Raw genomic sequence first — 12,076 nt, forward strand, 5'->3', positions numbered from 1 at the left:
AGCGCCCGTCCCGCCAACCGGCGTCATCACAGTCTTGCACGGCGCCGGGTCGGACGTCGGGCAACCCCGGTTCGCGGAGCCGCCTGCGCAGGTTCTTGCCCGGCAGGAGCGGAGGCAGCGGCCATGCCACCGCCCCGGTCGCGCCACCTCTATACACCGGTGCGGCATCGTGCCTACGTTGGCCCTGCCCCCAAACCACCCCGCCCGAAGGAATGAGTCCCATGCCGCAGACCACCGGAGCCGATGGCAACGCGCTGAACTACGAGGACACGGGCGGCACGGGACGTCCAGTGGTCCTGATCCACGGCTGGCCGCTGAACACCGCGTCCTGGCAGGAGCAGATCGCGCCGCTGGTCGAGGCCGGCCACCGGATCATCACCTACGACCGCCGCGGCTTCGGATCCTCCGCACCCTCGCACCGGTACGACTACGACGCCCTGGCAGCCGACCTCGCCGCACTGCTGGAGGCACTGGACCTGCAGGACGCCACCCTGGTCGGCTTCTCCATGGGAGGCGGCGAGGTGGTCCGCTACATCACCCGGCACGGCGAGGACCGCCTGCGCTCCGTCGTCTTCGCCGCAGCGGTCCCCCCGTACCTGCTCAGGTCCGCCTCCAACCCGCAGGGGCCGCTGACGGAGTCGGCCGCCCAGGACATGCAGGTGCAGTTGGCCTCCGACCGCGAGGGGTTCCTCCAGGGGTTCATGCGGACCTTCTACTCTGCGTGGGGCCACCTGCTGGTCAGCGCCGAGGAGCTTGAGGCCGCCCTGGCGATGACCCGCGAAGCCCACCACGATGCGGTACTCGGCTGCATGGAGGCCTTCGGCTTCACGGACTTCCGCGACGAACTGGCCGGCATCTCCGTCCCCGCCCTGGTGGTCCACGGGGACAGCGACGGGATCGTCCCCCTCGACGGGTCGGGCCGGCGGACGCACGAAGCCGTCGTCGACAGCGAACTCGTCATCATCCGCGGTGGCCCGCACGGCCTGAACGCCTCGCACCCCGACGAATTCAACGCGGCGCTCTTGGAGTTCCTCGCCCGGTAGCGGCAGCCGCGTCGGTGACCGCCCTGCCGCGGAAACCGACGAACAAGTTCGCTGACCGAACATTAGTTCACAAATATTTCACTCTATGTCGCGGCGTATTTGGTGACGCGAGTCACGTCGGGGATCCTTGCAGGACGCGGCCACGTTCGCCGCCGTCAATTGAATACCTTCCGATCACACGCGGCTGGAGAGTCCCGACCACCACACTCGGGCACCGAAGGGGCAAGCTCCCGCAATCTCTCAGGTACCAGGTACAGCCACGTGAGGAGACTCTGGAGAGCGGCCGCCCCTCGGGCGGCCCACCGACGAGGCACACCGGCGCCAGCGCGCCGGTCCAACTTTCAGGTTCAGGACAGAGCGGGGACCGAGCACACCGGGCCATCCAACCTCCGGCCGTGCCGTTATTGCACCCTTCGATGAATGGTTGACCCATGCACCTGCCCACCGCGCTGCCCGCTGCCGCCGACAACAACTCCACGGACATCCTCGCCATCGCCAACTCGCCCATCCTCTGGGCCTGCGCGATCGGCGTCTTCCTCGTCATCATCGTCCAGAGCGTCATCTACCTGAAGGCCGCTCGCATCGCCGCCCCGTCCATCGGGATGACCTCGTCGGAGCTCAAGACGAGCTTCCGCGCCGGGGCCATCTCGGCGCTGGGGCCCTCGCTCGCCGTCGTCATGGTCGCCGTCGCCCTACTGACCGTCTTCGGCACGCCTGCTGTGCTGGTGCGCATCGGCCTGATCGGCTCCGTCTCCTACGAAACCGCAGCCGCGGCCATCGCCGCCAACACCGCCGGCGCCGAACTCGGCGGCCCCACCTACACCCAGGCCGTCTTCGGCCTCGCCCTGGCCGCGATGAGCCTGGGCGGCGCCATGTGGATGATCGCCACGCTCATCCTCACCCCGCTGCTCAAGCGGGGCGATTCGGCGCTGCGCAAGGTCAACCCCGCGATCATGCTCATCGTCCCCGGCGCCGCCATGGTCGGCGCGTTCTCCGTGCTCGGGATCGCCGAACTGCCCAAGTCGTGGATCCACGTCGTCGCGTTCCTGTCCTCCGCGGTGATCATGACCATCCTGATGGTGATCGCCAAACGCGTCGGCAAGCCCTGGATCAAGGAATGGGCGCTGGGCATCGCGATCATCCTCGGCCTGGCCATCACCTACGCCGCCACCCGCCTCTAGGCGCCGAACAGACTTCCAGGAGCACACCATGCCCATTGCAACCCAAGCGCACCAGGCGCTGTCCGCCTTCGACACCACCACCTCCCGATGGGGCCGGATCACCATGATCGCCGGCCTGTTCTTCTCCCTGTCCGCCCCGGCCTACCTCGTCTTCTTCTCGGGCCTGGACATCCAGGTCTCCGGCATCCTCGGGGCGTTCGCCGCCCTGGCCGCCGTGTTCGGCGTCATCTGGATCGTGGAACCGCTGACCTACTACCCGATCCTCGGCGCCTCCTCGATGTACCAGGCGTTCATGATCGGCAACATCTCCAACAAGCTGCTGCCCTCGGCGATGATCGCCCAGTCGACCATCGGCGCCAAGCCCGGCACCCGCAAGGGTGAGCTGTCCGCCGTCGCCGCCATCTGCGGCGCCGCGACCGTCCACCTGGCCTCCCTGTTCATCTTCGTCGGCCTGCTGGGCACGTGGCTGGTCAGCATCATCCCGGCCGACATCGTCCAGACGGTACAGGTCTACATCCTGCCGACCGTCATGGGCGCCGTCCTGGTCCAGGCGATCGTCAGCCAGAAGGCCCCGCGCTCGGCGGTCATCGCCGTCGCGGTCGCCCTGGTCGTGAACTTCGTCCTGCTGCCGCTGATCCCGGGCCTGGCCATGTTCGCCACCGCGCTGGCCGTGATTTCGACGGCGGTGCTCGCCTGGTTCCTACGCGACAAGAAGGCCATCCCCGCCGCGGGCGACGATGCCGAGAACGCCGTCAACCGGCGCGAGGCCGACGGCGAGACGCCCGAAACCGTCTCCGGACCCACCTACTAGGAAAAGAGCCACACGATGGAAGGAACAGAGATGACCACCGTCCCGCAGTCGCTGCGGATGACCGAGACCTCGGAAGCCGAGCTCGTCGAGACCTACCAGTACCTGCACTCGCACCCCGAGCTGTCGATGCAGGAGCACCGCACGGCCGACTACCTGGCCCAGCGGCTCGAGGGGCTGGGACTGGAGGTGTTCCGCTGCGGGGGCACCGGCGTCGTGGGCATCCTGCGCAATGGTGACGGGCCCGTCGTCGGGCTGCGGGCCGACACAGACGGGCTGCCCGTGCAGGAGGACACCGGCCTCGACTACGCCAGCACGGCGACCGGGCAGTTGGAGGACGGGACCGAGGTCCCGGTCATGCATGCCTGCGGGCACGACACCCACATGGCGACCGCGCTGAAGACCGCCGAGCTCTACGCGGGGGCCACCGAGGCGTGGGCGGGCACGATCGTCTTCGTGCTCCAGCCCGGCGAGGAGACCGCCGCCGGGGCGAAGGCCATGGTCGAGGACGGGCTGTGGGACAAGGCGCCGAAGCCGGAGATCATGTTCGGCCAGCACGTCATGGGCGGGCCGACCGGCACCGTGACGCTGATGCCCGGTGCCGCAATGACCACCGCGGATTCGTTCAAGGTCACGGTCCTGGGCCAGGGCTCGCACGGCTCGATGCCCGAGCACTCGATCGACCCGATCGTGCTGGCGGCCTCGATGGTGGTGCGGCTGCAGACGATCGTCTCGCGCCAGGTCGCCCCGCAGTCGGCCGCCGTGGTGACCGTGGGGTCCTTCCACGCCGGGCTGAAGGAAAACGTCATCCCCGACCGCGCGGTATTCACGATCAACGTGCGCACGTTCGACCCCGAGGTCCGCGAGACGGTGTTGACCTCGATCCGGCGCATCATCGCCGCGGAGGCCACGGCCTCGGGCGCCCCGGAGCCGGTCATCGAGGACATCTCCAACTTCCCGCCGCTCTACAACGACCCGGCCGCCGCCGACGAACTGGCCGCCGAGTTCCGCGACGAGCTCGGTGCCGACCAGGTCATCGCCGGCACCCCGGTCATGGGCAGCGAGGACTTCGGCGCCCTGGCCGCGGCCATCGACGTGCCGAGCGTGTTCTGGTTCTTCGGCGGGTTCGCCCAGGAGCGGCTCGCCGAGGGCCCGGCGCCGGCGAACCACTCGCCGTTCTTCGCCCCCGTGGCCCAGCCGACGCTGACCACCGGTGTCCGGGCCGCGACCCGGGCGCTGTACTCCAAGGTCGGGAAGAAGTAGGTCGGGAGGAAGTAGCAGCAAGGACCAACCAGAAATAGTGAGGAGGACGACGGCGGTGCCCAGGCCCCGTCGTCGTCCTCCCTTGTGCTGTGGCGCCGGGTGCGTTGGCCCGCCCGACGCCGGGCCTGTACGCACCGGCAGTTCCCTGCCTACCGTGGGACCACGGAACGCCATCGCGTGCCGGAGCCGGGACCGCATTCCAAGCCCCACGACGCGCCGCTCCGAACCACCGTCCACCAGCCAGCTCCCACCCAGCTACCAGGAAGGCCAGATCCCATGCCGCAGATCACCGGAGCCAACGAGAACGTGCTGCACTGCGAGGACACCGGGGGCACCGGCCGGCCGGTGGTCCTGATCCACGGGTGGCCGCTGAACGGCCAGGCCTGGAAGGACCAGGTGGGGCCGCTGGCCGCCGCGGGCCACCGCGTCATCACCTACGACCGGCGCGGTTTCGGCGAGTCCGAACCCTCGCACCCCTATGGCTACGACGCGCTGGCCGACGACCTGGCCGCCCTGCTCGAGGCACTGGACCTGCACGACGCGGTCCTGGTCGGGTTCTCCATGGGCGGCGGGGAGGTGGCCCGCTACATCTCCCGCCATGGCCAGGACCGGCTGGGCGGGGTGGTCTTCGCCGCGGCGGTGCCGCCCTACATGCTGCACACCGCCGACAACCCGGAAGGACCGCTGAAGAAGACCGAGGCGGCGGCCATGGCGGCGAAGCTCACCGCCAGCCAGGACGCGTTCTACGACGACTTCACGGCGCAGTTCTTCTCCGCCAACGGGAGCCTGTGCGTCTCCGAGGAGCAGCGCCAGGAGGCGATCGCGCTCTGCCGGCAGGCCACCAAGCTCGCCGCGCTCGAGTGCATGGCCTCCTTCGGCTCGACCGACTTCCGCGAGGACCTCGCACAGGTCACCGTCCCGACCCTCATCATCCACGGCGACGCGGACGGCATCGTCCCGCTCGAGGGCTCCGGGGGCCGCACGCACACGGCCATCCCCGACAGCGAACTCGTCGTGGTGCCGGGGGCGCCCCACGGGCTGAACGTCTCCCACGCCGAGCAGTTCAACGCCGCCCTGCTGGGCTTCCTGGGGCGGTAGTCCCGGGTCTCGACGCGCCGGCTGCCCCGGCGTAGCCTGCAGACGTGGGTACTGGTCGGATGCCGCGGGGCACGGGGATCGCTGCGGCCCTGGCCGCCGCGCTGCTGCTGGTGGCCTGCGACAGCCCCTCGCCCGGCGAGCCGACGACGCCGGCAGCCACTGCGACCGCCCAGGCGCCGGAGGCGCATCCCGCAACGCACCCGGGGACACCTTCCGAAAGGCAGCCGGAGGTGCAGGACTTCGACTGCACGGATCCCATCTGGTCGGGCTCCGGCGGGACCGACACCACACGGGGCCTCGGCGTGCCCGACCTGATGGCCATCACGTTCGACGGGGGGACGTTGCAGTGGCAGGACGGGACCGAGGAGCGGGGTGGTGGTCTGCACTTCCAGAAGGTCGGGCTGGCCCTGCGGACTGGAGCCCGTTTCGAGCTCGCCGTCCCAGATTCCCTGCGGGGCCAGGTGAAGATCGGCTGGTCCAACACGCACCGGGTGCTGGCCGATGCCCTGCGGATCAACGGGTGCGCAGGAGACGCCCCGGACGACGAGTGGGTCGTCTACCCCGGCGGGTTCTGGTCCGCCGAGCCCACCTGCGTCGGCCTGGAGTTCACGTCCGGCGGGAAGACCACGACCGTGGACATCCCCGTTGGAGCCTCCTGCCCGTAGGCCCGCCGGCGGGCATCGCGCAGCGCGACCATGATCTCCTGCCCCGCCGCGCACGCACTCCGTGAGGTGGTGGGTGCGGGCGGGTATTCGACCTGTTAGCTGACGCTTTCGGTCAGGGCAGCCAGGAACTTGGCGGCGCCGGCCAATTCGTCCGGCGTCAGGGACTCCGCGGCGGCGAGCATCTTGCGATGCATCTCTCCCAGCGTCTGGCGCACCTCCTCGTCGCTGTGCGCGGTCGGCTCGATGCCCACCGAGCGCCGGTCCTCCGGGTGAGGGACCCGGCGCGCGTAGCCGTCCCGGCACAGGCGGTCGACCAGCGTGGACGCGGACGCGCTCGTGATCTCGAGGGCCTGCGCCACGTCGCGTTGCCGGACGACGCGTCCGGCACGGGCAGCCCGCAGGATGAAGCGCAGGGCGACCAGATCCGATTCCCCCATGCCCATCGAATCGCGGGTCCTGGCGCGCATGCGCCGCTCGGCCTCCCGGTAGGTCCGCAGCAGGTTGAGGACATCGACGGGCTCGGGCCGCTTCCCGGATGCCGGGTACCAGTAGCCCGCGCCCACGTCAGGAACGCCTTCCATATCCTGCCTTTCCGTCGAGTTGGCGGTTGCCTCCATCATGCCGCATGCCGCGGACGCCATGAGTTGTCAGCCACGGATTTGATTATATAGGGTAACTAACAGTTAGACAGCAGAGCGAGCATCCGGCATCACATGACCCGCCACCGTCCCCCGCGGACACCGGCCACCAGGAGCAACAGATGAGCATCGCAGTTGAGACCCGTCAGTCCGTCAACGCCCAGCGCAGCGGCGAGGGCTTGTGGGATCGGCGGACCCGCCTGCTCGCCCGCAGCGCCGCCCATGCAGCACTCGTCCTTCCCGCGGTCACCGCCGCGGAGTTCGCCATCCACGGCGATCCGGGGTCGCTCGTGGTGACCGTGGACTGCCGGGTCCGCAGCCAGGAAGAACTGCCCCTGGTCGCCCGGCACGTGGAGGAAACGATCCTCGCGGACCTTGAGAACCTGCTGGCCATCCCTTTCGCTGAGCGCATCGTCAACTTCACCGTCGCCACAGCCCCGGCCGGGCAGCCGGAGATGACCGTGGTCCCACCGCTGGCCTCTGAGGAGCCGGCCGCCCGGAACACCGCAGCGGAGCTCCAAACCGCCTCATGAGCGGCGGGGTCGGGCCACGGCGGACGCCGGCGCATCGCTGGACCTGAGGTTCGGGCTTCCGTGACATGGACCCGGACCTGGCGGGCGCGACGACGTCCTGGCCGACGGTTGATCCGCGACCGACCGCCTCGGCCCATCTGCCCTGCCGGCGGTCTTTACCTCGGCCCAGGGGAAGCACATACTGGCGGCACGAGAGGGAGCACCGCCATGAGCATCATCGAGTCGCCCACGGATTCGCCGGCCACGCAGGCGATCTACGAACGCACCCGCGCCAACCAGGGCTTCGTGCCGGACTACACGCGAGTGATGGCCGTGAACCCCGAAGCGCACGATGCCTGGGAGGCCCTGGTGCAGGCGATCGCCACCCCGCTCGGCCACCGGCGCTGGGAACTCGTCACCCTCGCGGCCGCCGCCGGCATCCGCTCCCGGCATTGCCGCCTGGCCCACGGCGCTAAATCGCTGCCGATCCTCGGGGCGGACGGATTGCGGGCCGTCGCCCGGGACTACCACCAGGCCGGGCTCAGCGACGCGGAGGTCGCCATGATGGACTTCGCCTACCGCGTGAGCACCGACTCGTCCACGATGGACGACGGCGATGCCCTGGTCCTGCGCGAGGCCGGCTTCAGCGACCGGGAGATCGTCGACATCGCCCTGGCCGCCGCCGCCCGGAACTACTACAGCCGTGCCATCCAGGCGCTCGGCGTGGTCGTGGAAACGCCGGCGGTGCTCGACGACGACCTGCGCGATGCACTGGTGGACGATCTCTGACTGGACGCCGGCCAGATCCCGCTGCGGAGCTGGTTGCCGCTAGTCGCCGCGCAGTGCGGACATCGTCTTCTCGACCCGCCGCGCCCGGGTGGCCTCGCCTTTCGCCGCAGCGATCGGTTCGGCGTGGGCGCGCTGCTTGCTGTAGGACAAGGCGGCCCAGGCCGCCGCAGCGGCCGGGTCCGCGGCGAGTTCGCTGGCCAGCGCCTCGGGGACCTCGACCGTCCGCGGCGCGTCGTCGGCCTCCAGCTGCACCGTGACCTCGTCGCCGGCACCCCGCCCGGTCGCCTTCCGGGTTTCGGCGTTGAAGGAGATCATGAACCGCCCGCCCATCGAGGAGATGGTGTTGCGGTAGCTGTAGCCGCCGTCGATGGTGACGAGGACGGGCACGCGCTTGCCGCGGCCGAAGGAGGCGACGATGTCTTCCGGCACGACGATGCCGGCATTGTTCCCTCCGGCGGCTTCGAGGGTCGTGGTGAAGGTCGGCATGGTGCTCCCGGGGTTGTTGGAATGCGGCTGGTTTCCACGGTAACTACACCTTCGGCCCGGATCCAGAGTGCACAAGGCTTCCCGTGCCCGTCGACACCCGGGCCCGTGGTCAGCGATACCAGCCCAGCCCGCTGTTCACGTACGTATTGTCCGCCCCGTCGGCGGCCGCGGCGACGGGCACGCCCGTGCGGTACTCGATCTTCTCCGAGTCCCGCGCCCGGTACGGACCACCACGGGCAACACGCCGCTCGACTACGGCGAATGCGTGGTTCCCCGCTCCGTGGACGAGCGCGGCCGATACTGGATCGTCCGCTCTCCAGCACCTGCACGCGAAGGAAACCCATGGCAACACCTGAGACCAACCTGCGCCTGACCTCAGTCCTCGACATCCTGGCCGAAGCGCACCGGGCCGGGTCCCGGCCGACCGGGCAGCAGGTCATCGCCGAGGCCCTGGTCCGCGTGCCGCAGACGGCCCACGAGCAGGAGCTGCTCAGCGGCGGCGTCCCCCGGGGCGCCAAGAGCCTCACCGCCGCCACCGCGGGGCTCGTCAAGGCCGGCTGGATGACCAAGTCACGCAGCGGGTGGGCCATCACCGCGGATGGTCTGCGCCAGGTCCAGGCACCCGAGGCCGCACCGCGGCTCTCCGTCGTGCCGGAGCAGGCCGTGCCGGAGCAGGTCGTTCCCGAAGCCGCGGCCGGCCAGCCGTCCGCCGTCGCGCTCGTCGCCGGGTTCAACGTCCTGCTCGGGGCAGACCGGGACTGGGATCCTGAGGCAGACCAGGCACAGATGACCTTCGACCCCGCGGACGGCCTGTGGAAGCTCCAGGCCGACCTGCCCGCCGGGACGTACGCCTTCAAGTTCGCCCTGGACCGCGCCTGGACGGAAAACTACGGTGCGTTCGGGCTCCGCGACGGGGCCAACCACGAGCTCCGGCACGGGGGCGGACCAATCATCTTCGCCTACGACCACGCCACGCATGACATCGCCGCCGACAGCGGAGTCCCCGAATCCCGGGAACTGCCGGTCTCCGCCTGATCGCTTCCGGCGGCGCGGGGGTGCGGCGGCTGTTGGCGCCCGCACCCCCTTCACGTGCCTCAACACGCCGCCGCTGGCGTCGGCGGCAAGTGTAGAGTGCCTGCATGACTCCACCTGTGGACTGGCTCACACGACTCGTCGCCTTCGACACCACGTCGCACCGCTCGAACCTCGATCTGATCGACTGCGTGGCCGACGAGCTGCGCAGGCACGGGGTCGAACCCGTGCTCTTCCCCCACGAGCAGGCGAATGACGTCCGCAAGGCCAACTTGTTCGCCACCTTCCCGGCCCGGGACGGCCGGACCACGGGAGGCGTCGTGCTCTCCGGGCACACCGACGTCGTCCCCGTGGAGGGGCAGGACTGGGACAGCGATCCCTTCACGGTGACCGAGAGCGCGGGTCGGCTCTACGGTCGGGGCACCGCGGACATGAAGGGCTTCCTGGCCGTCATCATGTCGCGGCTGGAGGCCATCGCTGCCGCCGACCTCGCCGATCCGCTGCACCTGGCCTTCTCCTACGACGAGGAAGTGGGCCTGCTGGGCGCCCAGCGCATGATCGACGGCTTCGGCGAACACGGCATCACGGCCGATTCCTGCATCGTCGGGGAACCCACGGGCATGCGGGTGGTCCGCGGCCACAAGTCCATCAACCTCTTCAGCGTCCGCTTCCGCGGGGTGGCCGCCCACTCCTCGCTCACCCCGCAGGGCGTGAACGCCATCCACTACGCGGGCCGCTTCATCGATTTCTACCGGCGCCTGGCCGAACAGTGGCGCAGCGACGGCCCCTTCGACGAGGCCTACCCCGTGGCCTTCACCACGGGCGGGGTCAACCTGGTCTCCGGCGGCATCGCCGGCAACACCGTCCCGGATGCCTGCGAGCTCGAATTCGAGTTCCGCGCCCTGGGCACGGTCGACACCGCGCCGGTGGTGGAGCGGATCCGCGCGTTCCTCTTCGAGGAGCTGGAGCCGCAGATGCAGGCCGAGCACGAGTCCGCCGGCTTCGACCTGGTGGTGAAGGCCCAGGGGCCGGGGCTGGAAACCGATCCGGACGCCGCGATCGCCGCCCTGGCCGAAGCCTGCGGCGGACACCGCACCGACGGGAAGGTCACCTACGGCACCGAGGCCGGCATATTCCACAATGCGGGGATCGAAACCGTGGTCTGCGGGCCCGGCGAAATCGCGGTCGCCCACGCGGCCAACGAATACGTCGAACTCGAACAGCTCGAGGCGTGCGGGGCCTTCCTCGACGCCCTCATCGTCAAGCTCGGGCAGGGCCGGGCATGAGCCGGCCAGCCGCCGGCCCCGCCGCGCCGTCGTCGCCTCCTCCATCGGCAATGCCCTGGAATGGTTCGACATCATCGTCTACTCCTCGTTCGCCGTCGTCATCTCCGCCCTGTTCTTCGAACCCGCAGGCCAGGCGGGCGGCCAGGCCACCGGCATCCTGCTGACCTTCGGCACGTTCGCGGTGTCCTACCTGGTCCGGCCGATCGGCGCCATGGTGCTCGGATCCTTTGCCGACCGGCACGGCCGCAAGGGCGCGCTGACCTTGACGATCATGCTGATGATGATCGGCACCCTCATCATGGCCTGTGCGCCCACGACGGCCATGATCGGCCCGGCGGCCGCGCTGGTGATCCTGCTGTCCCGGCTCATCCAGGGTTTCTCCGCCGGGGGCGAATTCGGCACCGCCACCGCATTCCTGATCGAGAACGCCCCGGACAAGCGGGCGTTCTACGGCAGCTGGCAGGTTGCCACGCAGGGCGTGTCCATGTTCCTGGCCTCGGCCTTCGGGTTCGGCCTGTTCACCTTCCTGGACCACGACGCGCTCTACAGCTGGGGCTGGCGGATCCCGTTCTTCTTCGGCCTGCTCATCGGCCCCGTCGGCCTCTACATCCGGTTGAAGATGGAGGAGACCCCCGACTTCACCCGGGAGCGCGGCAACCTCGCCAAGTCGCCGCTGGCCACCACGCTGATCCACGCGGCACCGCGGTGGCTGGCCTCCGCGGCGATCGTGGGCTTGGCCAGCGTCTCGGTCTACCTGATCCTGTTCATGCCCACCTACGCCGTGCGGAACCTCGAGCTGCCTTCCTATGCTGGCTACCTGGGCGGCATCATCTCCGGGATCGTCACCCTTATCGGGGCACCGCTGGCCGGGAAGCTGGCCGACCGCGTCGGCTGCGTGCGGGTCATGTCGAGCGCCGCGGTGGTGGCCGTGATCGTCGCGTTCCCGCTCTTCCTGGTCTTGGTGGCCTCCCCCAGCGTCGCCGTGCTGACCATCGTCCAGGTGGTGCTCGGAATCCTGATGGCCGCCTACTTCGGACCGCTGCCGGCCCTGCTGGCCGACATGTTCCCCACGAACATCAGGACCACCGGCATGTCCATCTCCTACAACGTGGGCGTCACGCTGTTCGGCGGCTTCGCACCGCTGATCCTGGCCTGGCTGGTGAGTTCCACCGGCTCCCTGTTGGCACCGAGCTACTACTACATCGTGATCGGACTGATCTCACTGGCCGGTCTGGTGGTTGCCCGCCGGAGCTTCGGCAAGCGCTGACCACGTAA

Annotated in this window: 13 protein-coding genes and 2 riboswitches; of the genes, 11 read left to right on the top strand and 2 right to left on the bottom strand. The window is 69.7% G+C overall.

The annotated features are described in order from the left end of the window. Positions 1 to 221: 221 nt before the first annotated feature. The 6 genes from AB8M85_RS10135 to AB8M85_RS10160 all read left to right on the top strand — a co-directional run bounded on the left by AB8M85_RS10135 (position 222) and on the right by AB8M85_RS10160 (position 6,058). Positions 222 to 1,043, top strand: coding sequence for an alpha/beta fold hydrolase (locus AB8M85_RS10135; RefSeq protein ID WP_372698693.1), 822 nt, complete (start codon positions 222 to 224; stop codon positions 1,041 to 1,043). 174 nt (positions 1,044 to 1,217) lie between these two features. Continuing rightward, positions 1,218 to 1,310, top strand: a riboswitch (glycine riboswitch). A 3-nt stretch (positions 1,311 to 1,313) separates the two neighbouring features. Beyond that, positions 1,314 to 1,401, top strand: a riboswitch (glycine riboswitch). Positions 1,402 to 1,474: 73 nt separating this feature from the next. Next, positions 1,475 to 2,224, top strand: coding sequence for a DUF5058 family protein (locus AB8M85_RS10140; RefSeq protein ID WP_372698694.1), 750 nt, complete (start codon positions 1,475 to 1,477; stop codon positions 2,222 to 2,224). Between the two features lie 28 nt (positions 2,225 to 2,252). Next, the gene (locus AB8M85_RS10145; protein ID WP_372698695.1) at positions 2,253 to 3,035 is read left to right on the top strand and encodes a hypothetical protein; all 783 of its coding nucleotides are present in this window, start codon (positions 2,253 to 2,255) and stop codon (positions 3,033 to 3,035) included. Positions 3,036 to 3,065: 30 nt separating this feature from the next. Next, a complete protein-coding gene (locus tag AB8M85_RS10150; protein WP_372698696.1) occupies positions 3,066 to 4,295 on the top strand; it encodes an amidohydrolase in 1,230 nt (409 codons plus the stop codon). A 276-nt stretch (positions 4,296 to 4,571) separates the two neighbouring features. Continuing rightward, a complete protein-coding gene (locus tag AB8M85_RS10155) occupies positions 4,572 to 5,393 on the top strand; it encodes an alpha/beta fold hydrolase (protein ID WP_372698697.1) in 822 nt (273 codons plus the stop codon). A 44-nt stretch (positions 5,394 to 5,437) separates the two neighbouring features. Further along, positions 5,438 to 6,058, top strand: coding sequence for a hypothetical protein (locus AB8M85_RS10160; protein ID WP_372698698.1), 621 nt, complete (start codon positions 5,438 to 5,440; stop codon positions 6,056 to 6,058). 95 nt (positions 6,059 to 6,153) lie between these two features. On the opposite strand, the gene AB8M85_RS10165 is transcribed toward AB8M85_RS10160, so the two are convergent. Continuing rightward, positions 6,154 to 6,639, bottom strand: coding sequence for a MarR family winged helix-turn-helix transcriptional regulator (locus AB8M85_RS10165; protein ID WP_372698699.1), 486 nt, complete (start codon positions 6,637 to 6,639; stop codon positions 6,154 to 6,156). Between the two features lie 179 nt (positions 6,640 to 6,818). Here AB8M85_RS10165 and AB8M85_RS10170 point away from each other — a divergent pair, with 179 nt between their 5' ends. Both AB8M85_RS10170 and AB8M85_RS10175 read left to right on the top strand, forming a co-directional pair. After that, positions 6,819 to 7,229: a hypothetical protein gene (locus tag AB8M85_RS10170; protein WP_372698700.1), complete on the top strand. Its 411-nt coding sequence runs from the start codon at positions 6,819 to 6,821 to the stop codon at positions 7,227 to 7,229. A 207-nt stretch (positions 7,230 to 7,436) separates the two neighbouring features. Continuing rightward, the gene (locus AB8M85_RS10175; protein WP_372698701.1) at positions 7,437 to 7,997 is read left to right on the top strand and encodes a peroxidase-related enzyme; all 561 of its coding nucleotides are present in this window, start codon (positions 7,437 to 7,439) and stop codon (positions 7,995 to 7,997) included. A gap of 39 nt (positions 7,998 to 8,036) precedes the next feature. Here AB8M85_RS10175 and AB8M85_RS10180 read toward each other — a convergent pair whose 3' ends face one another. Then, positions 8,037 to 8,483, bottom strand: a complete 447-nt coding sequence (locus AB8M85_RS10180; protein WP_372698702.1) for a YdeI/OmpD-associated family protein — start codon at positions 8,481 to 8,483, stop codon at positions 8,037 to 8,039. A gap of 342 nt (positions 8,484 to 8,825) precedes the next feature. Between AB8M85_RS10180 and AB8M85_RS10185 the strand changes: the two genes are divergently transcribed. The 3 genes from AB8M85_RS10185 (at position 8,826) to AB8M85_RS10195 (ending at position 12,068) form a co-directional block, all read left to right on the top strand. After that, positions 8,826 to 9,518 (top strand): glycosidase, encoded by a 693-nt coding sequence (locus tag AB8M85_RS10185; RefSeq protein WP_372698703.1) that lies wholly within the window; start codon positions 8,826 to 8,828, stop codon positions 9,516 to 9,518. A gap of 104 nt (positions 9,519 to 9,622) precedes the next feature. Further along, positions 9,623 to 10,801 (top strand): acetylornithine deacetylase, encoded by a 1,179-nt coding sequence (argE, locus tag AB8M85_RS10190; protein WP_372698704.1) that lies wholly within the window; start codon positions 9,623 to 9,625, stop codon positions 10,799 to 10,801. A gap of 43 nt (positions 10,802 to 10,844) precedes the next feature. Then, on the top strand, positions 10,845 to 12,068 hold the full coding sequence (locus AB8M85_RS10195; RefSeq protein WP_372699080.1) for an MFS transporter: 1,224 nt from the start codon (positions 10,845 to 10,847) through the stop codon (positions 12,066 to 12,068). The last annotated feature ends 8 nt before the right edge of the window (positions 12,069 to 12,076 follow it).

It is taken from the genome of Arthrobacter sp. JSM 101049 (genome assembly GCF_041679245.1).
In the GTDB taxonomy this organism is placed as follows: Bacteria; Actinomycetota; Actinomycetes; order Actinomycetales; family Micrococcaceae; genus Arthrobacter_H.

Coding starts and splice junctions, on each gene's coding strand:
- AB8M85_RS10175 (WP_372698701.1), top strand. CDS start 7,437: ATGAGCATCATCGAGTCGCCCACGGATTCGCCGGCCACGCAGGCGATC.
- argE (WP_372698704.1), top strand. CDS start 9,623: ATGACTCCACCTGTGGACTGGCTCACACGACTCGTCGCCTTCGACACC.
- AB8M85_RS10140 (WP_372698694.1), top strand. CDS start 1,475: ATGCACCTGCCCACCGCGCTGCCCGCTGCCGCCGACAACAACTCCACG.
- AB8M85_RS10145 (WP_372698695.1), top strand. CDS start 2,253: ATGCCCATTGCAACCCAAGCGCACCAGGCGCTGTCCGCCTTCGACACC.
- AB8M85_RS10180 (WP_372698702.1), bottom strand. CDS start 8,483: ATGCCGACCTTCACCACGACCCTCGAAGCCGCCGGAGGGAACAATGCC.
- AB8M85_RS10185 (WP_372698703.1), top strand. CDS start 8,826: ATGGCAACACCTGAGACCAACCTGCGCCTGACCTCAGTCCTCGACATC.
- AB8M85_RS10150 (WP_372698696.1), top strand. CDS start 3,066: ATGACCACCGTCCCGCAGTCGCTGCGGATGACCGAGACCTCGGAAGCC.
- AB8M85_RS10135 (WP_372698693.1), top strand. CDS start 222: ATGCCGCAGACCACCGGAGCCGATGGCAACGCGCTGAACTACGAGGAC.
- AB8M85_RS10155 (WP_372698697.1), top strand. CDS start 4,572: ATGCCGCAGATCACCGGAGCCAACGAGAACGTGCTGCACTGCGAGGAC.
- AB8M85_RS10170 (WP_372698700.1), top strand. CDS start 6,819: ATGAGCATCGCAGTTGAGACCCGTCAGTCCGTCAACGCCCAGCGCAGC.
- AB8M85_RS10165 (WP_372698699.1), bottom strand. CDS start 6,639: ATGGAAGGCGTTCCTGACGTGGGCGCGGGCTACTGGTACCCGGCATCC.